At 65.4% G+C, this 22,596-nt stretch carries 11 protein-coding genes; 2 read left to right on the forward strand and 9 right to left on the reverse strand.

Annotation, left to right across the window (positions count from 1 at the left end; translation table 11 throughout):
• Positions 1-99 precede the first annotated feature (99 nt).
• The gene (locus tag DES52_RS15585; RefSeq protein WP_110887759.1) at positions 100-5,280 is read right to left on the reverse strand and encodes an AAA domain-containing protein; all 5,181 of its coding nucleotides are present in this window, start codon (positions 5,278-5,280) and stop codon (positions 100-102) included.
• Positions 5,281-5,663: 383 nt separating this feature from the next.
• Between DES52_RS15585 and DES52_RS15595 the strand changes: the two genes are divergently transcribed.
• Positions 5,664-8,489 (forward strand): DEAD/DEAH box helicase family protein, encoded by a 2,826-nt coding sequence (locus DES52_RS15595; protein WP_170131088.1) that lies wholly within the window; start codon positions 5,664-5,666, stop codon positions 8,487-8,489.
• Positions 8,490-8,645: 156 nt separating this feature from the next.
• Here the strand turns inward: DES52_RS15595 and DES52_RS15600 are convergent, their stop codons facing one another.
• From DES52_RS15600 to DES52_RS23320, 3 genes are all read right to left on the reverse strand, one after another.
• Positions 8,646-11,927, reverse strand: coding sequence for a hypothetical protein (locus DES52_RS15600; protein WP_110887762.1), 3,282 nt, complete (start codon positions 11,925-11,927; stop codon positions 8,646-8,648).
• A 371-nt stretch (positions 11,928-12,298) separates the two neighbouring features.
• Positions 12,299-14,230 carry a WD40 repeat domain-containing protein gene (locus DES52_RS15605; RefSeq protein ID WP_110887763.1) on the reverse strand — a complete coding sequence of 644 codons (1,932 nt, stop codon included), beginning with the start codon at positions 14,228-14,230 and terminating at the stop codon, positions 12,299-12,301.
• A gap of 37 nt (positions 14,231-14,267) precedes the next feature.
• Complete coding sequence (locus DES52_RS23320) at positions 14,268-14,846, reverse strand: hypothetical protein (protein WP_211317941.1); 579 nt, start codon at positions 14,844-14,846, stop codon at positions 14,268-14,270.
• Positions 14,847-15,320: 474 nt separating this feature from the next.
• Between DES52_RS23320 and DES52_RS15615 the strand changes: the two genes are divergently transcribed.
• Complete coding sequence (locus DES52_RS15615) at positions 15,321-16,577, forward strand: vWA domain-containing protein (RefSeq protein ID WP_110887764.1); 1,257 nt, start codon at positions 15,321-15,323, stop codon at positions 16,575-16,577.
• A gap of 96 nt (positions 16,578-16,673) precedes the next feature.
• Here the strand turns inward: DES52_RS15615 and DES52_RS15620 are convergent, their stop codons facing one another.
• Genes DES52_RS15620 through DES52_RS15640 form a run of 5 tightly spaced genes read right to left on the reverse strand, consistent with a single transcriptional unit; the run spans position 16,674 to position 22,596 of the window.
• On the reverse strand, positions 16,674-17,162 hold the full coding sequence (locus tag DES52_RS15620; protein ID WP_110887765.1) for an HD domain-containing protein: 489 nt from the start codon (positions 17,160-17,162) through the stop codon (positions 16,674-16,676).
• On the reverse strand, positions 17,159-17,941 hold the full coding sequence (locus DES52_RS15625; protein WP_110887766.1) for a hypothetical protein: 783 nt from the start codon (positions 17,939-17,941) through the stop codon (positions 17,159-17,161). The genes DES52_RS15620 and DES52_RS15625 overlap by 4 nt, the downstream gene beginning before the upstream one ends.
• A complete protein-coding gene (locus DES52_RS15630; protein ID WP_110887767.1) occupies positions 17,925-18,551 on the reverse strand; it encodes a hypothetical protein in 627 nt (208 codons plus the stop codon). Before DES52_RS15630 ends, DES52_RS15625 begins: the two co-directional genes overlap by 17 nt.
• Entirely contained in the window at positions 18,548-21,184 is a 2,637-nt protein-coding gene (locus tag DES52_RS15635; protein WP_146237320.1) for an ATP-binding protein, read from the reverse strand. The genes DES52_RS15630 and DES52_RS15635 overlap by 4 nt, the downstream gene beginning before the upstream one ends.
• Positions 21,181-22,596, reverse strand: a complete 1,416-nt coding sequence (locus DES52_RS15640; protein ID WP_110887769.1) for a hypothetical protein — start codon at positions 22,594-22,596, stop codon at positions 21,181-21,183. Before DES52_RS15640 ends, DES52_RS15635 begins: the two co-directional genes overlap by 4 nt.

The following is a 22,596-nucleotide window of genomic DNA, read 5'->3' on the forward strand; positions in this document are numbered from 1 at the left end:
GGAGCGCGCGGGGTCATGCGTGAAGGTCACGGCGGGTCATGACCGAGGACCGCGAACGCTGCTTGGCGTTCGCGGTCCTCGGTGCCTTCAGCGTGGGCGTTACGCGGTGGGTTCCTCCGCGAGCGGCGCGTCGAACAGCGATGGCGCGGGCGGCTCGGCGCGCCCGGGCGTCGTGGCGTCGTCATTCGACAATGCCACGGCGCGTTCGAGGACTTGCCGCGCTTTGAGGGTGAGGCGTTGCGCGCCGTACGCGTGCAGCACCCGCCGGAACAGCAACGCTTCGTCGTTCGCGTCCGCGAGGAACGGTTCGCGGCGCAGCAACTCCATCATGAACGCGCGCACTTCCGACGGCGGGACGTCCCCGAAGTCACGCGGACCGCGTTCACGCAGGCGCACGGGCGGCGTGTTCGCGAGGCGCACGATCTTATCGATCTGCCCGGGGCGCTGCCACTCGTCGACTTGCACGAACACACCGCCGCGCACCGCTTTGGCGACCGCGCGGTTGAGGAGGCTTTGCACGGTCTTGCCGAGGTTCACGCCTGCCGCGCGCGCGTACGTCGCGTACGCCAGACGGCACGGCATCGGTCCTTCCACGGCGAGGATGTCGCGCAGCGCGTCGATGACCGGATCGAGCGAGTCGAGGGAGCGTGGATCCGGCAAGGTGCGCGCCGTCCAGTGCGTGTACGCGGGCAACGTGAACGCGTCCGGGGTGGCGCCGATCGGTTCGTTCGGCGTGACGGGCGTGTCCGGGTCGTTTGGCGTGTCGATCACGCTCACGGCGTCGGTCGAGCCGCCCATGTCGATGGGCTCGGCGAGCGTGACGGCCTCTTCGCGCGGCGTGAAGTTACGCGCATCGCCTTCCGGGTACACGCCGCGCGCGTCCAGGGTGCGCCACAAGTCGTCGAGGGCGGACGCCGGGTCGCGCGCGTACGTGCTGCCGCGCACCCGCCAAAACTGCATGCCTGCCCGCTCCAGCGTCTGCTGACGGTGCAGGTCGTCGCGGTACTTGTCCGGGCCGTGCCAGCGGTCCCCATCGCACTCCACTGCGAGGCGGCCGCGCCGGCCTTCCACGACGAGATCAATGCGGTACCCGTTGAGTTCGTACTGCGGCAGCACGCGGTAGCCGCGCTCGGCGATGTCGAGGTACACGTCCACTTCGAACCAACTGTCGAACGGCGCGGGCGGCGCGGCCCGACCCCGACCGGGCCGCGCGGCTTGCTCACGCAACTCCAGGACACGCCTGGCTTCCAACGGCGTGGCGGCGTGCACTTCCGGGTCGCCCGCGTGACGAATGAGGGACGCGCGCAAATCGTCCGGATGGAGGTCTTCGAGGGTGACGCTGTGAACCACCCACAGTTGATCGCGCGCGCGACTCGCGGCGACGTTGTAACGCGGTTGGAAGAGCGCGTCGTCCCGTGAACGCTTCGTTGCTCGCCGTCCGTCGGTGGGGCTGTCGACGACGCTGAGGAAGATCACGTCGCGTTCGTCACCTTGGAAGGAGTAGGCGTTGCCGCACACGACTTTGCGGCGTTCCAGTTCCGCTTCGGGCACTTCCGCGCGCAGCATCGTCGCGATCTCCTCCGCTTGACTGTCCCCGACGAGGCTGATCACGCCGAAGGTCTTCCCGGCGTACCGCGGGTCGGCCAGGCACGCTTTGAATTGATCGACGATCGCGCGTGCTTCAGCCGGGTTGACTTTATCGCCGCGCTTCGCGAGGGTGTAGCCGCCGTCGACGTGCCGCGCGACGAGCGGCGCGAGGCGGTCCGCGCCAAACTGCCGCAGCGCGATCAGCGGTTGGTCGGCGTAACTGAGACCGCTGGAGAACGCGATGATTTCGGGCATGCAGCGGAAGTGTTCGCGCAACCCAATTTGCGGAGAGTACGCGTACGCGCCGAAGCCGAAGAGGCTCGCTTTGCGGTCCCCGAGGATCTCCGGCGCGGGGAAGTCGTACAGGTACTGCTTCACGAGCGCGTCGACGCGTTCGAGTTGAATGCCGACACCTTCAGGTTCGATTTGCTTGTCGTCCCCGACGATGATGATCTTCTTCGCGATGAACGCCAGGAAGAGCGCTTCCGGGCCTGCTTGGGACGCTTCGTCGACGATGACGACGTCGAACATGCCAGGCGTGAGGCGAAACGTCTCGGCGACGAGGTGCAGCGGCATGATCCACGCGGGAATGGCGGTGCGAGCGTCCTCAAGGGCTTCGCGAGCCGTTTGACGGTGCCGTTCGGCGTGCTTGCCGGTGCCTTTGCCGAGGCGGCGCATCGCCGTTTGCCAGCGCACGAGCGCTTGCTGTTCGCGTTGCGTGAGACGGTCGAGGGTGCTCGACCACGCTTTAAGCGCGGCGAGGTCACGCAGCGTATCGCGGATGTCTTGTCGGCACGCGGCGAGATCGGCGCGCACGTCGACTTCCGTGTCCGGGTTGGCGAGTTCCGTGAGGCGCGCGTCGGCGCGCATCCACTGCCACGCGCGTTCGAACGTCGCGAGGCGCGTCGTCCACGCGTCATCGCTCGCGCTGGGCGTGAGTTCGTCCGCGAGGGCGGGCGCGGCCGCGTTGAGGCGGTCGAGCAGCGCGTCTCGCTCGTCGAGCTGCGCTCGCCGCCCGTGCAGGTGCTGCAAGCGTGTGTACGCCGCGCCGTACGCGTTCACGTCGCGCGCGTCGATCGCGTTCCGTAGTGCGCGTGCGACGTCGTGTGCGTCCGCGCTGGTGAGCAGCGCGTCGAGGGCGGGCAGGAGGTCTTCGAGGGTGCGGCGGCGCGCGGCCGCGTCTTCCTCGGCGGTCGCGGCGCTCACGGCGCGTTCGAGCGCGGCGAGGTCGTCCGCGTGCCACCAGCGCGGTTCGGGCAAGCCGGGCACGGCGCGCACGGCGCTGCGCGCGGCCTGCAAGAGGAGTGTGAGCGCGGCGAGGTCGCGCAGCGCGGCGTGCTGCTCGGCGAGGCGCGTGACGCGTTGCGGCCACGTGCCCGTGACGGTCACGCCGAGCGATTGCCACGTGCTTTCGAGTTTCTCGAACGCCGCGGTGAGCGCGAAGTGATCGAGGAGGTCTTGCAGCGCCTCGGGTGTGCTGGCGGGTCGCCCGGCGATTTTGACGTCGTCACGCAGGTACGCGCGGTTCTTGACGGCGGCGGGTTTCACGAGGAAGTTGCCCCACCCGCCGCCCGCCTTGAGGTGCTCCAGCAGTGTGTGCGCGTCGTGCCGCACGGCCGCGCGATCCCGGCCTTCAAGGCCGCTGAGGGTCGTTTCGTCGAGCCACGCGGCGCGCGCTTGCACGCGCGGCAGCACGTCGTCACCGTGCGTGAGGACGTCGTGCCACACGCCGCCTTGCCCTTGCAGCGTCGCGTCGATCGCGCTTGGCAGCCACGCCAGCGGTCGACGCCGTTCGCTTTCGATGGCGGCGCTGAGCGCGCTGAGCGCGCGCGTCAACTCGTCGCGCACGTTTGCAGGTGCGCCGCGCAGCAGCGGGTAGTGCGGATGCGCGCGGGCCGCTTCACGCGTGGGCGCCTCGAGTTGCGCGTGTTGCTCGGCGCGCACGAAGCGAATGAAGTCTTCGGGCGGCACTTGCCGTTCGAGCGGCGGCAACGCGCGGCGCACGTCGCGCGCTTCATCGCTCGTGACGTCGCGCAGCAACGCCAGCATTCGCTGCGCGTCGCTCGTGGACAGGGGCGCGTCGACTTTTGGCGCGCCGAGGTCCGCGATCCACGAGAAGGCGTCTTCTTCGGCGCGCAGTGCCTGCCCGATGCTTTGCGCGCTGCCGCGGTACCCGAACAAGTCGAGGTCGTCCGTTTCCGCGCGGCGAATGTCATGAAGCGTGTCCAGCGAGCGGTCTTCGCGTTGCCGCAGCGTTTCGAGGTTGCGTGACAACGCTTCGAGTTGCTCGCGTTCGCTCCACGGGGTGCGGTGCGTGGCGCGCTGCAGCACTTCGTGCACGGACTGCTCCATCATGGCACGCGAGCCTTCCTCGCCGCGCAAGTGCGTGACGCACAGCGCCGCGAGTTCCGCCGGGAACTTCTCGCGCAGCACCTTGAGGGCGCGGGCGGTGTGGCTCGTGACGAGCACGCGTTGATTCGTCGCGAGCAGGTGACTGACGAGGTTGACGATCGTGTGGGACTTGCCGGTGCCGGGCGGGCCTTGTACGAGCACGCCTTGCTGCCGCCGCAAGCGCCGGATGATGTCGAGTTGCGCGTCGTTGGCGGGCAGCGGAAAGTACACTTCGTCGCCGCTCTTTCCGCTGCCGCTCGTGTGGTCACCGGACGTGGAGTGCGCATCGAACTTCTCCACGAAACTCGCGAGGTTCGGCACGCCGCTCAACGCGGGCAGTTGCCGCAAGATGTCTTGGTACGCGGCGGTGAGGCTGCGCTCGCCGCGGCGCCGTAAGATCAACGCGGGCGCGAAGTGCACGACGGGGTCGCTGGTCACGTCGCGCGGCGTGAGGTCCGCGTAGTACGCGCCGCGGTCACCGGTGGCGTTCACCCACGTTTCGAGCAACCCGGGAATCGTTTCGGCGCTCCAAAGGTCTTCGCCTTGCTCGATGAGCGCCAAGGCGATGGCTTCTTGCACGCTTGGCGCGGGGCGTTCGTTCGGTTCGAGCATGTCCTGCTCGAGGGTGGTGCGCGCCCCGTCACCGGCGGCCGTGACGGTGAGGATGCCAGCGAGCGCGTCGAAGTGCAAGTTCGCGCTGGCCGTCAGCAGGTGCCGCCGGACGTCCGCGCCGTCCGGCGTGCGCCACGCGAGGTACCCGAGGCCAAGGCGAAGTTCGTACGTCTCCCCGAACGCTTGCAAGTCCTGGTGGAACTTGAACAACTTCGAGTACACGTCTTGCACGCTTTTCACGCGGCGGTCATCGGTCGCCCACGCGTTCCAAGTGCGCTGGTATCCTTCCCACGCGGTGAGCAGGTGCGGTTGCTCGTCGAAGAACAGCGTCTCTTGAATGGTCTTGGGCCGCAAGTCATCGTCGATGATCTGCGACTCCACGATGACTTGCGGCCGCACGGTCGGCGCTTTTCGGCTGTCATCGAACGGTCCGACCGCCCAAGCCTTGAGCGCGTCCGGAAGGATCGGGGCGAGCGTGAACTTCGGTTTGCGCACCGACACCCACTCGTCGCCGGCCGCTTCCGGTAGAACGCGCGCGACATTGCGAACTTCAGGTTCTTGCGGCAGCGCATGCAGCCACAGCAACGTGTCGTTGTCGCTGGTGCGTTGCGGTTTGGCTTTCAGCAACGTGAATTCTTGGAGAAACCGGAACAAGCGTTGCGTTCGGTCGTGGGTGGTCGCGGCGTCCATGCATCTCCTTCAGCGAACCTCGCGGTCGCGGTTCGTTCGAGGATATAACGCGCGGCTCACGCACCGCGGCGCGTTTGCCCGCGCGCATCCCAGCGGCAGGTCACGCTTTCACATCGACACAACGAGGCGCGCCGCTCCTTGACGATCAACTCGGCCTCGAACGCGTCGAACAACACCTGGTGAACGCTGGTGTGCTCCCAGCCGTGGAGGTCCGCCCGGAACGCTTCCACGTTCTCACCGTGCCGAACAGCTAGAAATTCGACGCGCGGCAAGTGTGGCGTCGAGTGCCGACGACGTGCCGTACGCTGAAGATCGAGCGCAAGGCACGCCACCACCCCCTCTTGACGCGACGACCTTCCCGACCTTCGAGAAACGAGTTGAACGTGACGCATTCCCTTTCGAACACTTTTTACCGCGAGTACGACCTCACGCGGGCGCGCGCGCGCGCCTCGCCGAAAGAACCCGCGGCGCATCAACGCGAAGCGCTCGGCAAGCTGCGCGCGTGGTTCGACGCGCCGCACACCTTGAAAGGCGGGATGCTCGTACTGCCCACCGGGGGCGGCAAGACCTTCACCGCCACGCGTTTCCTTTCCAGCGTCGCGCTCTCGAAGGGGTACAAGGTGTTGTGGCTCGCGCACACGCACCACCTGCTCGAGCAAGCCTTTTACAGTTTCGGCCCGCCGCCCGGGCGGGACGCGGACGGGTACGAAGTCGGGCACGTCACAGGCAAAGCGCAACTGCGGGTACGCGTCGTGTCCGGCACGCTCGGGCACGGTCGCGCGCACGACGTGAAAGGCAAGGACGACGTCGTCATCGCGACGCTGCAGACGATCGCTCGAGCGTACGGTGACGCGCGCTTGCGCGGCCTGCGAGACTTCGTGGCGTCCGCGAACGGCAAGTTGCTGGTGGTGTTCGACGAAGCGCACCACGCGCCCGCCCGCAGTTACCGCCGCTTACTCGAAGCCTTGCGCGCCGACGCGCCGAACGTGACGCTGCTGGGCCTCACGGCCACGCCAACGTACGCGAACGCGCGGTCACAAGGATGGCTCGCGAAGCTCTTTCCGCAAGGCATCGTGTACCAAGTGAGCGCCGCGCGCCTGATGGCGCAACGCGTGCTCGCCAAGCCCGTGCTGCACGAAGTGTCCACGAAGGTCACGCCGACCTTCGATGACGCCACGTTCCGCGCGTGGGCCGGGTCGTACCGGGACTTGCCAGAGTCGGTGGTGGAGGACCTCGCGAAGAACCGCGAACGCACCGCGCTCATCGCGGATACGTACGCGCAGCACCGCGAGCGGTGGGGGCAGACGATCATCTTCGCGGATCGCTGGTATCAATGCGAGCAGTTACGCGCGCTGCTCGAAGCGCGCGGCGTACGCGCCGGAGCGGTGTACTCAAGCGTGGACGGTCGTTCAAGCGCCGCGGAACGTGCCGAGCGCACGCACAGCGACACGCACGCGACGCTCGACGCGTTCCGGCGCGGTGAGTTGGACGTACTGATCAACATTCGCATGCTCACGGAAGGCACGGACGTTCCGAACGTGCAATCGGTGTTCTTAACGCGCGCGACGACCAGCCGCATTCTCTTGACGCAGATGATCGGGCGGGCGTTGCGCGGCCCAGCGTTCGGCGGGACGAGCGAAGCGCACATCGTGTCGTTCGTGGACGCGTGGGAACACGCGATGCCGTGGGCAACGTGGGATGACTTCACCGAAAGCGACACCGTCGATGACGAGCGCGCGACGGCGGCGCGTCCGCCGCTCACGCTGGTGTCCGCGGCCTTGGTCGCGCAACTCGCGCGGGATCTCGACACGCCCGGCCAAGGAAGCGCGGCGTTCGTGTCACGCTTGCCCGTCGGGTGGTACCGCGTGGACTTCGACGCGTTGTCCAGCGAAGATGACGTGGAAGCCGTGTCGAACGTGCTGATGGTGTTCGAGCATGAACGCGCGGCGTTCGAAGCGCACATCGCGTGGTTGTTGACGCAAGATTTGCAGCGCTTCGAGGACGCGGCGCTGCCTGAAGGTGCGCTCGAAGAAGCGCGGGCGTGGCGTGAGCGGTTCTTCGAAGGGGACGTGGACGCGCCGGACGCGCTCGCGGCGGTGCTCAGCGTCGCGCGGCACGTCGCGCAGCAAGGCGAAGCGCCACGCTTCTTCGCGTTCGACGCGCGCGATGCGCACGACCTCGACGCACTCGCCTCGGACCTCAGCTTCGAGTTGGAATTGCCGACGATGCGGTTGTTCAAGCAGCTGCGCAGCGAGTACGCGCGCACGGACCGCTTGTGGCGTGCACTCTTCCCGACGTTCGAGTTGTTCAAAGCGCAGTACGACGCGCGCGTCAACGCGCGCTTGGCGCAACTCGAGTACGGCGATGAACCGCTGTACACCGCGCCCGCATACGTCACGCCGGACGTGCTGGCTTCAGAGCCGGACGACGGGGTGAAGACGCAAGTGAAAGTGCGCGACGGATGGCGGTGCTTATGCTGCGGTGAAGACCGTCGGGGCCTCTTGCAAGTCGATCATGTGCTGCCACGGCATTACGGTGGTTCGCACGCGCTGGAGAACTTGCAGACGTTGTGTCGTACGTGCAACCGCGACAAAGCCATTTCAGACGTGGACTTCCGGCATCACCGCACGACGCTCAGCGCGCCGCCACGCACGTTCACGCTGCCGAAAGCGCCTCGGGATGTGGACGCGGACATGTGGGCGCGCTACCTGCGGCGCGCCGTGAACTTCTTTTATCAATGCCAAGCGGTTGCGAAGGTGCACGTGCCCAAACGAAGCGGCAGCATGACGATGTGGACGGTGGAGTTGTACGAAGGGCACGACCCCACGTGGTTCGAAAAGTACGCTGAGCAGATCGTGCAATTCGCGAACGAGGTGCGTGTCAGCGCGAACCGTCATCCGCTACAAGCACTGCGCGTCCGCGTGTTCGGCGTGCCCGAGATGGCCATGCCATCGAACGTGGTCGCAGCGCTCGTCGCGGACATCGCAGCGGAGGTACGCGCCAAGGCGAGTCAGCAGGTGATGTACGACGCGGGCGCGTTTTGGGTGCGCTTTGAGCCTGGCAAAGCCGCGAATCTTGAGGCGGTCTCGTCGGCGCTTGCCGCTCGTGGGTTGAGTGTCGAGCAGAAGGTACACCCGAAGCGCGGAAGCGTCGTGATTGTCACGTTTACCGGCGTGCCCGGCAATGCTCGCGGTGCACGGCGCGCGTGACGCCCCTTCGAGCGCACGGTGCACCGCGATCAGAGAGACCAAACAGGAGGTCACGAACGGGCACCGCCTGGAAGCTGAAACGCGGTTGCGTTCAGCGAGTTATTTCAATATCGAAGGGTTGTGTTGATGCACGGTGTCGTCATGAGCTTCCGCTCGTCACCCTTGCCAGCGCAGGGCCGCCGCGTCGCGCACGACCGGTTGGGCGTCGTTGATTAAGCGCCGCAAGTCCGAGCTTGACGTGTGAGGATGCTGCGCGACCGCAGCGCGCACACTGAACGCCGTGTCGTACGCCAACACTGAAAGGATCGAAGTCGAGGTGCGTGGTGCGCACGCGAGCGCGGCGCGTACACGTTCCGTGTCACGTGCCAAGACACGGTCATGCAAGTCCAGCGGGGTGTTGCGGTGCGCCGCGACCACTTGCCGCACCAGCTCGCTTCGGTCGAACGCCGCGTAGCGTAACGCCCGCGCGGGCGTGGCCGGGTGGGACAACGCCACGGCCCGCACGATCGCCTCCGAGTGCCGCTCGAGTTGCCGTCGCACATCACGCGGCGTCGACGGGTGACCCGCGACGAGACGTCGCGTCCAGAAGTGCCGTGCTTGCGCACGCCACGCCAAGCGGTCGCCTTCCGTCCGCGGCGCGGTGAGCGCCAAGTGCGCAAGCGTCACCGCGTGCGTGGCCGGATGCGACGCGACCGCGAACCGCACGTTCTCGTCCGTGTCGAACGACAAACGGTGCAGCACCACGCTCGGCGTCGACGGATGCTGCGCGACCACGAACCGCACGTGCCACGAAGCATCCTCGCTTGCGCGCGCCAGCACGTCTCGCGGCGTGTCCAAGCCGCCGATTGCGGTCGCGCGGACGACGTCGTCATCGTCCGCGTACGCCGCTTCGAGCAGTGAGCGCGGGAGGTGCGGGTGCTTGACAAGCGTGGCGCGCGCCGCGCCTTCCTCTTGCATCAAGCGCGCGATCAAGTCAGGTGGCAAGTTCATGCGGCGGGCCACGGTTTCACGCACGTCCAAGTGTTTGTCGAGCGCGAGGCGCAACAACGTCGTGTCGGCCGTGTTCGGGTGCGCCGCCACCGCTTGACGTTGAGCAAGCGAGTCGCGCGTGGCGCGCACCGAACCTTTCACGTGCAAAAAGGCGGGCGGAGTATACGGACATGACGGCCAGATGCGGTCCACTGGGGCGTTTTCGGTGTCATTGAGCAGCCACAGCCACACGTCGCTCGGCACACGCGGATTGTGCAAGGCCGCCACGCAGGTGCTTTCATCGCCGCACAATGCGATGAGCACGTCCAGCGGCACGTTCGGGTGTTGCGCGACCAAATTGCGAAGACGCTCCGAGTCGTACGTCTCGTCGTTTCGCGCCAACCAGCGCAACCCGCGCTCCGGAAGGGCAGGGTGAAGCGCGGCCGCACGCCGCGCTTCAAATCGTTCGTCCGTGCAAAGCACCAGCAACGCCGCGGCTTCATCGGTCGATTCGCTTTCCTTCAGCGCGAGGCGCACGGCTCGCACGGCGTTCGGCTGTTCTGCTTGAATGCGCTGCAGCCAACGGTCCGGGCAAGCTTCGTCCTCCTCGCGGTTAGATTCCTGTTGTTGCAGAGGAGGCGGTTCGAGAAGACCAAGGTCGCGCGCGCGTTGCTGCAACGCTTGCAACGCGGTTGGTGGAAACGCCTTGGTGTGTGCGACTTGCAGCAACTCCAAGATGTTCTTCGCGGCCGTGTTGTGGTTGTTCGCCAAGGCGAGCGCGACGTTCACCGCTCGGTCGAAGGACTTCGTTCGCCGTGTGACATTGTGCAGCACGAACCACGGCGCGCCCGGATGCATCGCGATGCCCAGCGCGACGTCCTCGTTCGGTTGCTGCGAAAGCGCCAAGAGCATGCTGATCGACGCGCGAGGATGCCGCGCAACCAGTTCCGGAAACTCTTCTTGGAGTGCCCTCAGCACCGTCTCTGTCGCGCGTGGATTTCGGAGAACCGCGCGCCGCACGTGAACGTCCTCATCACGCGCGAGGGCCAGCAAGGCCGTTTCGCTCGTCCGGGCGCTTTCCGCGGCGCGTTCTCGCAACGCGAAGTGCGGCCACGTAGGCGCGAGGTGGGTGTTGAACACCACGTCCGGCACGAAGATGCGTTCCAAACGTGGCTCGGGAAAGCCGTACGCAGCCCCGACAGTGCTGTTCGCGTTGGGCACCGTGGCTCGTTCGAGCCGAGCGACTTGCAGCCGTATCGGGAGGGTCTTCAGCACGTCGGTCGTGGAATCGAGCATCGTGTCGGAGAAGTCAAGGGGCGCCGTGCGAAGTCGACGTGCGTGAATGCGGCGCAAGAAGCGTGGAAGTCGCTCGCGGGTGAATAGGACGTCTTCGCTCGCACGACCAAACGTGTGCCACGCGGCGTGCAACGCGCGCGTCGACGTGGAAGGATTGCGCCACGCGGCGTGCCGGACGCGTTCGTCGTCGTGCAACGCGAAGCGCGCGAGTACGCGCGGCGGCGTGCGCGGATGCTGCGCGAGCAACCAGCGGGTGTTCGCCACGTCCATAACGCAGTCCCCGGTGGTGAAGGCATGATCGAAGTGCGTGTGATGCGGCGGCGGAGCGGCGGGCGTGGCGGGAGGAAGGCGTGATGCGTGCTGCGCGAAGTTCGGTGTGAGCTCTTCGATCGTCTCGAGCGCTTGAAGGTGCCGCGAGCCGTCACCCGGCGCGAGCAGCTGCTCAAGGTACGCCAACGTGTCGTCTAACCCCTCGGGAGGAAGGGCCCCGAAAATGTACGAGTAGTCCCACACGCCCTCGTCGTCACGCCTCATGAGCTTGAAGGCGTAGTTGTCGAAGTCCTCGACGGCTTGCATGTACATCAGTTGCTGCGACAAGTCGGCGTCTTCCGTCCATGTGTCATGACGAAGGAAGTCGATGCTGTCGTACTCCATCGACGCGTGACTTTCGGTGTAGAGAATGCCGGTCAGAGCGGCGCGCACGTCATCGTCGAGCGTGAGCGGCACCCGCGCGGTGTTCGTGACGTGCTCAACGACGCGCCCGACGCGGCAGTACCATCGATCGTGCCCCAAGAAGTGATCGCCCAAGTTGTACTTGTACGACACGTACGCTGCGTTGTCGGGCAGTAAGGCGCGCAGCAACGGCGGCGAGACGAGTTGCACGTCCAGCAGTTCGTAGATTCCGCTGCTTGCGGCGTACATGCTTCCGAAATCCTGCAGTCGATCCGGGTAACCGTCGAGTATTACGAACGCGTCTTGTAGGCGTTCGAGGTCGAAGTGCGCCTCGAACGGCAGGCCCTTAGAAACGCCGAGCGGCCAGAAGGCGCCGTGTTCGTCCCAGCAGTCGTCACGGCCTTTCCAACGCGCGTAATCATCGAGGATCGCGCCAAGTCGTGAGAAGGTGCCTTGTTGCGGATCATACAACCGCTGTTGGGCCGTATCGAACGCGACCATTCATGCAGTTTAATTCGATTCGGATGCTCCTGAGAAACAAATGACGAACGGGCAATGTTCGTGCCGATGAGCTTGCACGACGCAGGGATTGTGCGAAAGCATAGCGCGATGCCTTTGATCAATGAACTGCAGGCGTTTGAGCCGCCATGGTTGATTGTTAGGTTACGCTTCGTTCGTTTCACGCAATTCGTTTTCAGGCGTCTCGGTGATTCGTCGATCGCGTGCCCGAGTTGTTTTTCTACACGTCGAAGAGGGGAAGTGCTTCGGCATGAACAGCGCTTTCTGAAACAAGCGCTGTTCATGCCAGCTTGGCGTGCGGAACACTGAAGGGCTCGAATGTTAATCGGCTGTCGGTGCGGAGTTTGCCTGAATTAACTCGTTGTCGTACTGGAAGGCGTCCAGACCACGATTCGGTCGCTCCCTCCCGCCGCGAGAAAACGGCCGTCCGGGCTGAAGGTCACGTCGTTCACGCTTGACCCGGGCTGTCCAAGCGACGCGATTTCCTCGCCTGACGGGAGCAACCACAATTTTACCACGCCGTCCGCAAACGCAGTCGCGACCAGCGGGGCGGACGGGTGGAAGGCCACGGCGTACACGTACCGTCGATTCCAGTTCAACGTCAACAGGCGCTTTCCCGTGTCCGCGCACCACACGCCGGCGGTGCGGTCCTCTGACGCTGTCGCCAAGTACCGCCCGTCCGCGCTCCACCGCACGTCGTGCACGAAATTGTAGTGCTTTAACTCGAGCGTCAACGCTCCGGAATCCAGCGAATGCACCCGCACCGAGTGATCCCATGAACTCGACACGACGTGCCGACCGAGCGGATCGAACGCCACCGCCGTAACTTGCATGGTGTGGCCGGTCAAGGTGTGACGTTCATCGCCCGACTCGACGTCGTACACCTTCACGAGGCCGTCGCCGTACCCGACGGCAAGATGCGACGCGACCGGCGAGAACGCGACGGCTTTCGCGTACCGTTCGTTCCAGAGCAAACGCCGCCCGGCCTTCCAGTTCGCGTCATTCCACACTCGAGCGGTGCGGTCGTCCGAGGCGCTGGCGAACCACCCCGCGCGTGACACGGCCACGGAATTCACCGTGCCAGTGTGTTCTTTCGACTCGTGCAACGGCCGCGCCTCCTCGATGGACCACACGACACACGACCGATCGCTCGCGGTGATCAAGGCATCCGGTTGCTCACCGAACACGACGCTCGTCGTTCCCTGCTGTGGCAACGTCAATTCCAACACTTCATCCGCCCACGCCCATACGTCACTGGTGGTCGTCGGCACGTCGGACGCTTCTTCGACAAGACCACCGACGGCCAAGGATTCGAGGGGAAGGGCGTGCTGCGCGCTCGATTCCGCCACGAGTTGAGCGGAAGCGCTCGTCGCTTGCAAGTCTTCAGCGATGATGGGCACGCTCATCACCTGCGATAACGTGCGTGCCAGTTGCGCCGCCGAGAAAAAGCGTACCAGGTCCACCTTCCCGCCCGAGCGTGCCTCGTCTTCCTCACATCCCACGACTGCACGCACCAACCGCTCTTCGAGGGCGTGCACCACGAACGCCACTTCCTCCAAGCGCCGCTCGATGCCTCGCAGGTGAGCGATTTTGGTGGTGACTTCCGCGCAGTACACGTCGACGTTCGCCGCGTATTCCACGGCGGCTGTTCGTGCTTCCTCGCCTTTCTTGGCGAGAATCAACGACCCGACCAGGGCTGCCGGCGCGGCGAACAGTCCGCCCGCGACGATCGTACCGAGCGCCACGCCTCCACCGCCGGATGCGAGCGTTCCCCCACCGAGCCAAGCGAGCAAGGCGCTGTTCGCTGCGGCGCCTGACAAGGCGGAAAGGGCCGTGCCGGTGCTGGCCGCACCGAGGGCGGTCACGGCAGACGTAACACCCATACCAGCCCCGAGGCTGGCCGCGCCCGCCTTCAGCATGCCGCGCGCCACGTCAAGGCTTTGCACGCCGAAACCCCTGAACTCCTCGATGTGTTCGGGTGAAAGGTGCAAGCGCACCTGAAAGTCTTTGTCCGTGACGTTCGCGCGTTGCTTTTGTCGTTCCCACAAGCGTACGAACGCCGCCATGGACGTTCCCATGACCGTGAGTTTTTGCTGTTCGAGGCTGCGAGCGCGCTCGCGAACGGCGGTCAAGCGAAGCTCGATCTTTCGTTCTGCCGCTTCTTTTCGGGCGGTCGCGTTGCTGAGCGAGTCTCTTGCTTGTTTGATGGCGACACCACCGTCGATGCCTTTCTTCGCGGCGGCGACGCCCACGGCGGCCACAACCCAAATCAGTGGTAGAGGCATGTCATCCTTTCCAACCGGCGCGTGGAGGTCTGCTGCGTTACAGGTCCAGCACAAACGCCGGGTTTTTCAGTTGTTCTTGAAACTCTGCGAGGTCTTTGAATGGATTGGTCTTCACGAGTTCAAGAATTCCGGCGAGCACGACCTGCAGTCCTTGCAGGTCGCTGGCGTCCTGCGCTTTGTCGAGCGCGGCGAACAAATGCTCGAAGTTGCTTCGCCGTTCGTCGAAGGAACGCTCCAGGTACGTGCTCATGACGGCTCGCGTCGACGCGATGCTCGCGAGGGTGGCGTCCCGCCACGCTTCAATGTGATGTCGCTTCGTGCGCTCCTGCTCGGCCGTCACCGCGTACTCTCGCCAAGCCTCCACGATTCCTTGCACGGCGGCAAGCGTCGAAGGATCGCTGACGCTCTTGACAAAGCGGCGGGCGTCCGTTCCGAGGGTTGATGTTTGCGGCGGGAGCGCTTCTACTCGCGTCGCACCAGGTGTTTCGGGCGTCGCAGGTGCTTGACGAGGAGCGCTTGAGCCAAGGCGAGCCGCAAGGGTCGCGCCCAACGACGTGAATTGCTGCAAGGTGTCGAGGAATTCCTGAGGGTCAAGGGGCGATTCGGATGTTGACATGCGACTCCTTCTCTTACAACGCGCTACGACCCGCAGACACGCCGTCTCGTATGAAGGCATTGTAAGAACCCGTGGTTGCGCCGTGGGCGCAAATGCCAAGCACCTTGACCGGCATTGACAACCTGTCATCCAAGCGACGCCAAGAGGTGCTACAGAAACGACGCTTGGGTAACGCCTCAGTCGTTTCCCTGCAACAACCGTCACCTTCAGCCAGACCGACTCGAGCTCCCTTAGAAACGCTCTTACCTACTTACAGAACAGTCGCGGCACCTCACGTCACAAGCTCCAGGCGCTCCAAACGACGCTTGATGACGCCCACGTCGACTTCAATAAGAACAGCAGCGCAGCTTCTCTCCCCAAGCGAGGCAAGTGAAAGCGCCTGCGACCCCGAAGGGTCGACTACAGCAAACGATCTACCGCTTCCTCCCTCGTCCACACACTGTTCGGCATCATTGCCGTTTCAAAGGAGCTTTCATGCACGAACCGCGCCTCGAACTGCTGCCCTTGCACGCCGCCCTGCGTACTTCGCACTCAACCGACGTGACCCTCCTCATTCGCGTGCACGCGCCCGCCTTGCCTGCTCGGACCACGCGGCGCGTTCCCCTCAATCTCGCGCTCGTCCTCGACCGCAGCGGTTCCATGAGCGGCGAACCCCTCGAAATGGCCAAACGCGCGGCGATCGCGGCGGTACGTCAAGCTCGAGCGGACGATCGCTTGAGCGTCGTCACGTTCGATGACACCGTGCACGTGACGGCCGCCAGCCAAACCATCACGAACCGCGACGCTGTCATTGCTGCCATCGAACGCGTCGAAGCGGGCGGCAGCACCGACTTGCACGGCGGGTGGCTGGAAGGCGCGATGCAAGTGGCGGCGCACGTGCAAGCGAACGCCCTCAACCGCGTGGTAGTGCTCAGCGACGGTCGCGCGAACCACGGCGTGACGAATGGCCGTGACATCGCAAGGAACGTGCGCGGGTTGACCGAGCGCGGCGTCAGCACGACCACCATCGGGTTGGGCGGCCATTACGACGAGAACCTCTTGTTGAGCATGGCGACCGCGGGGGACGGCAGCTTCGAGCATGTCGAAGACGCCACGCGCCTCCCCACCTTCTTCGAAGAGGAACTGCAAGGCTTGACGCGCACGGCGGGTCGCACGGTCAGCCTCGGCATTGAACCGAATCCGGAATTCGACGTGCGCCTCATGGACGTCTTGAACGACTTCAAGCGCAACGACCACGGGCGGTTGCAGCTACCCAACCTCGTCGCCGGTCAAGTCATCGAGGTGGTCGCGACGCTTCAAGTCCCAGCGCAACTCGGTCGGGAGGGTCTCAGCGTATCCATCGCGAACGTGCGCCTCGCGTGGACGGACTTGGAAGGCACGCGCCACGCCAGGCGTTTTCCAGTCGTGTTGAACGTGTACTCGGCGAGCGACGCAGACGCTTTGCCAAACGATGCGGTCGTGCAATCCGTCGCTGCGGTGTTGCGGTCGGCGCGGTACAAGCGCGACGCGGTGCGCGCCCTCGACCAAGGCGACCGGAGGGCGGCCCGTCAAACGTTCGAGGCGGCTTCGTTCGCGCTGCTCGCCGCCCCTTTGGACGCCGCAAGCCTTTCGCAGGAACTGGCGGACGTGCAAGCCTTGTCGGACGCCTTGGATCGAGGAGACACCGCATTGTCTCGTAAGCGCGCGCTCAGTCAAGCGCACGCGCGGGCGCACAGCAAACCCCGTAAGTAGCCGACGCGTCTAGGCGACTGGGCGGTGGCCAACGCGACAGACAAGCGTTGGCCACCGCCCAGTCGCCTAGGTGTCCTTTACAGCGTTGCCGCCACTTCAAATCAACGTCCGTTCACCGCGCGCGAAGGCTCGCGCGGCAGGGGTGCTAAGGTAACGAACGTCGAGCGTGTACCCCACGCGCGGTAAATCAAGGCGGTCCGCGTCCCAGCACGCGCCGATCGTCGGATCGCTTGAGGTCGTGCCGTCCGTGTGGTGGGTGCACGCGTACACGAGCGTATCGAGTTGCGCGCTCGTCAAGTCGAGCGCCGCGTGCATTTCGCGGGCACGCGCCGCTCCACGCGCACCATGTTGAGGGTCGTGGTACTCGTTGTCGCGCTGGCAGTCATGAAAGATCGAGAACCACCGCACGACCCGCTCGTCCGCACTTGGCGTGCGTCGAGCGAGCGCGACGCCGAAGCGCTCGACGTTCCGCCAATGCAGCTCTGGGCCGTGCAAGGAACGCGGGCCGAGCGGAAACTCCCGCGCGAGGATTTCCAGCACCGCTTCGAACGACACGGGCGTCACGCCCTCACGCGGATCGTTCACGAAGGAACGCTCCTGAGGTACAAGCGTTCCACGGCAGCGGCCGCTCGAAGGTTCGCGCCGTGCTCGAGGGCATTGTTGGCGTAGCGATGCCAACGATCGCTGTACTCCGCGTCCGCTCGCGCCCACGTCGCGGCTGTCGTCACGTCCCACCCTTGACGCAACGCGTCTTGCCCGGCTTGCCGCGCGCCTTCGACGTACGCCCACTGGTAGGCGTGCTCGAACTCGTGCACGAGCGTCTTCACCGCTTCCTTCGGATGGTCGAGTTCGAGCAAGCTGGAATGCAGCGTGATCACCGCGCCTTCCGACGTGTGCTCGCACAAGCCTTGCGCGGGCATTCTCTCGAACGTCACGCCTCCTAGGGGCACGCTCCACACGCGTTCCGCGTCCCCGGCCGCGTGCACGAGCGCTTCAGCGCGCTGCTCACGCGTGGCGTGCGCCCACCCTTCGGGTTGCAAGGTCGGGATGCGTTCAAACGCTTGCCACGTCGCTTCCGCCTTGTACTGCTCGACGCTCAAGCGCTCTTGAGCGTTGCGTTCCAACACGCGCTCACGCAGCTCGTGCAGTTCCTCCGCCGTCCTCTCCGTTCCCTGAGGCGTTTCGGCAGGACGAGCGGCGCGTTCACTCCACGCGCGCGCCGCCTCCTTCCCAGCTTCCAACAGGGTGCCGAGAATCATGGTGCGCCAGTCAGACACGTCCCCGCTCGGTTCGAACCGCACCTTCCCGAGGGATTCCAGCAGCGTCGAAGCGCCCAGCTCGCGGTGTTCACCCGACTCGTACATGCGGTGCCTCCCTGAGAACGTCAAGTTGTCGTTGCAGCGCGAGCGCTCCTTCAAGGTGCGCGCGGGTCGCGGCGCGCCCGCCGGCGGTTTGCGCGAGCAGGCAGTACGCGAGGTTCGCCGTGACGCTCGGCGCGAACGGTACGCTCGCCTCTGATGGGAGTTGCGCGTTGACGATGTTCGCGGCAGCGAAACTCAAGCTCGCGGCGCTCAAGGTGCCGTTGGGTGCGACGAGCGCGTCGAGCGGCGCGGTCGTGCCGAGCAATGCTTGCGTGACGACCGCGCCGTACGCGCACGGCGCGCTGCAGTGATGACACACGCGTCCCGCGAAGGGACGCGCGGTGACGGCTGCGCGACTCGCGTGCATACGCTGCACTTCCTGAGCGGCCGCGTCGAGGACGTCTTCGAGCGCTTCGCGGCGCGCGGCGCGTTCGAGTAGCGCCTGCACGACCGTGAGGGAGCCGTTGTCGTCCGGGTACGCTTCACGTGCTTGCCGCACGACAATAGGCACGCCAGCCTCGTCGAAGTCTCGAGTGGCGCGTGAAAACCACGCGGCGCGATTCGCACGCGGCACGTACGGCAGCAAGTGCAAGGCAATCAAGGCGGCCCTCACGTGAGCTCCTTTTCTGCCGTTGGGACTTGCACGGACGCTTCGCCAGGGATTTGCACGAGCGCGGCGCGGTCGTCGGTTTGCACGATCGCCTGACCGCGGCGCAGCAAGCTGATGGCACGCTTCTGCTCGTCTTCAAGGCCCATCACAGCGGCGAGGCTGTCTTGATCGTCGCTCGCTTGCAAGCGGTGCACGATCTTGAGGTTGGTGTTCTTCAAGGCGTCCGGGATGAGCTTGGCAGGCACTTGATCGACGATGACGAGTCCTTCGCCGTACGCGCGGACTTCCGCGAGGAGATCCGCGAACATCTCCGCCACGAACGCCTTGCCGCTCGGGGTGTCCGGCGCGGGTTTGCGCAGCACGCGGTGCGCTTCTTCGACGAAGGTGACGTGCCGCAAGTCGCTCGGACCTTGCGTGAAGCGCCGTTCGTACAACAAGCCGAGCAGCAAGCCCATCACGAGGGATTTATCAGCGTCGTCGCTGAGCATCGAGAGGTTCACGACGGCGGGCGCGTCGAGAAGGTCGTGCAGCGGCGTGGACGTCGCCACGTTGAACAACTGCCCTTTCGCGCCTTTCATCAGGGACTTGATGCGGTGCCGCAGCGCCGTGCGGAGGTTGCGTTGCACGTCCGCCGCGTAGGCTTCTTCGGCCAGCACGGCGTCCACGGCTTCCATGAGGTGAGAAAGCATCGGGAAGGTTCGAACGACAGGTTCTTCGTCGTCCAACCACCCGTTTTGTTCGTACGTGCGTACGAGCGCCGCTTCAAGCAAGATGGGTAGCACTTCTTGCATGGGGAAGCTCGCCGTGAGGGTGGCTTTGAGGCGGTCGAGGTGGCTTTGCGTCGCGTACCCGTCGGGCACTTCGAATGGATTGAGGTGCAGCGCGTCGAGGGGCGTTCCTTTCCATGAAGTTGCGCCGGGCATGAACACCCGAACGTTCGCGCCGGGTTTGCGCTCTGCGAGCGCCCACTCGAGGTACTCGGTCTTGGCAGGTTCAAGCACGAGGTACGGCACGCCGCGCCGCGCGAGTTCGCGCAGCAAGTGACGGCTCGTGACGCTTTTGCCGCTGCCAGTCGTGCCGGTGATGAACGCATGCCGCGTGAAGTGCTGCAATTCCACCGGGTACGAGTGCGCGAGGATCGCTCCGCGGTCCATGAGGTGCCCGAGGGCGATGAAGTCACCATCGGCGCGTGGCGCGTCCGTCGTGAAGTGCGGCGGGCGGGGCCGTGCGCTCACACCGGGCAGGTCGCGGCGCGGGAGGCTCATCCAGATGCTCAGCTCCTCGGTGTTCAGCACGGTGGTGAGGCGCTGGTAATGCTCACCCAGCGGGTGGGGGCGTTGCAAGCCGAAGAACGAAGGTTGCAAGTTCGGGAATTGCAGCAGTTGAATCGCGCCGCTCGGCACTTCTGGGCGACGCAAATGCGCCAAGTGGTGGACGCGCAGCGGCTCAAGGTGCGTTTCCGCACCGGAGCCGAGGCTGCGCAGCAAGCTCGCGCCCAGTTGATCGGTTGCTTCCGAGTCGCTCAGCAAGTACACCCCGGTTTCCCACAAACCGAGGTTGCGTCCGCTTTGCAAGCGTTCGAAGTGCGCTTCAAGCGTCGTTTCGGCGTATTGCGCGCGACGATCAAGCACCTCGATCGTTTCGCCTTCGGACGTGCCGGTGGTGACGTTCTTGCGCAGCGAATTGACCGCGCCGGCCACGGCGGCGCCTCCGAGCGTAAGGGCAGCGAGCGGCCCGGCGATGGGGGCGGCCGCCACCAGCGGGACGGCGGCCGCGGCGGCCAAGCCGACGCCTGCTTGCACGAGGGTGCCGAGCATGGACGGGATGGTCGCCGACGCCAAGCCGCGCTTGACTTCATCCCAAGACTTGAATTGCGAAGCGCTGGAGCTTTCATTCCACGAGCGGTTGACGCTGCGCTTCACGAGCGGGTGCACTTCGGCGATGAGTTGCATCAAGCCTTGCTGCAAGTTCACGATGGTGCCGTCCGCGAGGGGTTGCGCGAGCACCACGAGCGCGAAGCGTTCTTCACGAAGCTGCCCCGCGAAGCGATCCAGAGACTGCACGAGGTAGCGATCGGCGCCTTCACGCAAGGTGGGAATGCCGGTGATGGCGCTCGCACGGTGCAGGGACGCGAGGTGCTGCAGCAACTCGCGGCGTTCGTGTTCCTTGAGCGGGGTGGCGGCCACGCCCGGAAGGTGGCTGCGCGCGACCGTCTCGACTTGCCGCAGGACCGTGTCCACGTTGGACGCGTCGGCGTTCGTGCTGTGTGGTCGGCGACGCGCGACGCCGAGGTGCAGCGCGTAGCGTCCGCGGTCCCCGAGGAGGATCAACGCGAGGCGGAAGCCGCTGCTGGCGTGATCTTCGTGCAAGCCGGACAAGGTCGCGAGGGCGGCGAGGACGCTTTGGAAATCGAAGAGGTCCGTGTCGACGGACGTGTCCGCGCTGAGTGGGAGGTCGGCGAGTCGTACGAAGCCCCAGTCGTGCTCGGGCACGAGGACGGCGAGTTCCTCCCACTTCACGGGGGCGCGTTGATCGATGCGCGGCAAGTCGCTGAGGTAGTCGCGTTCGAGTTGACTTTTCAGGACGTTCGCCCACACGGCTTCGAAAGCGGCCAGGGAGTTGTTCGATGACGTCATGCAGGCTCCGGTGTCCACGTCCACTCAGCGGACGTGAATGGATCGAGGATCTTCACGTGAGAGGGGCGGCCGTTGGGGTCGAAGCGGAATTTGAGGCTGTACTGCTGCGTTCTCGTGCGAGCGCTGTTGGTGCGCAGTTCATGATCGAGCCAAGCTTCAGCGACGGGGCCGCGGTAGCGTCCGATTTCCTGCCAAACGGGCATCACGTGGCCGATGCTGAGCACGACCGCTTCAGGGTGTTCGCCTCGTCCTTTCCAAAGGAGACCGAAGATAATGCGTCGTTCCCCGCGAGCGCTCACCGTTTCATCCAGGGTCACGTAGCGGTACAAGGCCAATTCACCTGAAGCGGTTCGAGTGGGGTTGTCAAGGTTGATCGTACGGCCGAGAAGCACGAGCTTCGGGACGCTGGGGGCCGCCTTGGCTTCTTGTTGCGGCGTTGCTGAAGGTCGGCTTGGCGCGGACGCGGTCTTGCTGACGTTACTGCTCGACGCAACCTTTGCTGCGCTCGGCGCTTGAGCTTGCGGCGGGTCGAAGTTCAACGTGGCGCCGTACGCGATGGCATTCAAGTTGTCGAGCGTTACCAGTGGCGTGTTCGGCAACGCTGTTTCGAATAAGTGTCGTAGGGGCGCCAGGTCATCCGGTGCTCCGACGAGTACGACGGCTTGCCCGGGTTGGATGCGCGACACGTGCTGCTCCACGAACTGCCGTGCGACAAGTTGCACGCCCGCTTGCAAGACGCGTCCGGGCAGGTTGAAGCGCACGCGCCCGTAGCGCGCGAGGGGAACGAGCACGACGTCGAAGTCCGGCGCGTCCGCATGCCGCGTGAGTTCGCTCCAGTACTTCGCGATTTGCTGTTCGAGCAGCGGTTTGACGTCGTCGTCCGCGAAGCGGGCCGGATCGAGGTTCGCTTGTTGCGCGAGGTGCACGGCGGCCGCGCGGAACAGCGACGCACGCCAATCGACGGCGTCGAAGTCGGTGAAGGCCGTATCGGTCGCGATGCGAGGAAGGTGCGCGCCAACATCGACGCGGGCGAGGTGCACGTGCGGTGGTGTCACGACGAAGGTCCACAGCCCGCCGGTGGCTGCCGACGGCAAGGACGGTTGGCGACGCGTGACTTCCAACGCGACCGCTTGCGCGGCGGTCACGCTGGTTTCCGAATGCGTCGGTATGGTCAACTCAGGGCGTTCACCGACGTGGACGAGGGCGAGGGCGAGGTGCGGGTCGCGTTCGCGCAGCCGCGCGCCGTACACGCGGTGGTGCAGCAGCGCGTCTTCGAGCGCACTGCACGCGGACAAAGCTTCCGGTTCGGTGCTCGTGCGTTCCCAGCGGCTTTGCGTCCATTGGTGGAGCGTCACGGCTGCTTGCCCGGCGGCCACACCAACGACGAGAAGTTGATCGGCAGAGGTGGGCAT

Source organism: Deinococcus yavapaiensis KR-236 (genome assembly GCF_003217515.1).
Lineage (GTDB): Bacteria > Deinococcota > Deinococci > Deinococcales > Deinococcaceae > Deinococcus_A > Deinococcus_A yavapaiensis.

Excerpts from the sequence above, each read along its gene's own strand:
- DES52_RS15585 (WP_110887759.1), bottom strand. The coding sequence starts at position 5,280 with ATGGACGCCGCGACCACCCACGACCGAACGCAACGCTTGTTCCGGTTT.
- DES52_RS15600 (WP_110887762.1), bottom strand. The coding sequence starts at position 11,927 with ATGGTCGCGTTCGATACGGCCCAACAGCGGTTGTATGATCCGCAACAA.
- DES52_RS15605 (WP_110887763.1), bottom strand. The coding sequence starts at position 14,230 with ATGCCTCTACCACTGATTTGGGTTGTGGCCGCCGTGGGCGTCGCCGCC.
- DES52_RS23320 (WP_211317941.1), bottom strand. The coding sequence starts at position 14,846 with ATGTCAACATCCGAATCGCCCCTTGACCCTCAGGAATTCCTCGACACC.
- DES52_RS15615 (WP_110887764.1), top strand. The coding sequence starts at position 15,321 with ATGCACGAACCGCGCCTCGAACTGCTGCCCTTGCACGCCGCCCTGCGT.
- DES52_RS15625 (WP_110887766.1), bottom strand. The coding sequence starts at position 17,941 with ATGTACGAGTCGGGTGAACACCGCGAGCTGGGCGCTTCGACGCTGCTG.
- DES52_RS15635 (WP_146237320.1), bottom strand. The coding sequence starts at position 21,184 with ATGACGTCATCGAACAACTCCCTGGCCGCTTTCGAAGCCGTGTGGGCG.
- DES52_RS15640 (WP_110887769.1), bottom strand. The coding sequence starts at position 22,596 with ATGCCCACCTCTGCCGATCAACTTCTCGTCGTTGGTGTGGCCGCCGGG.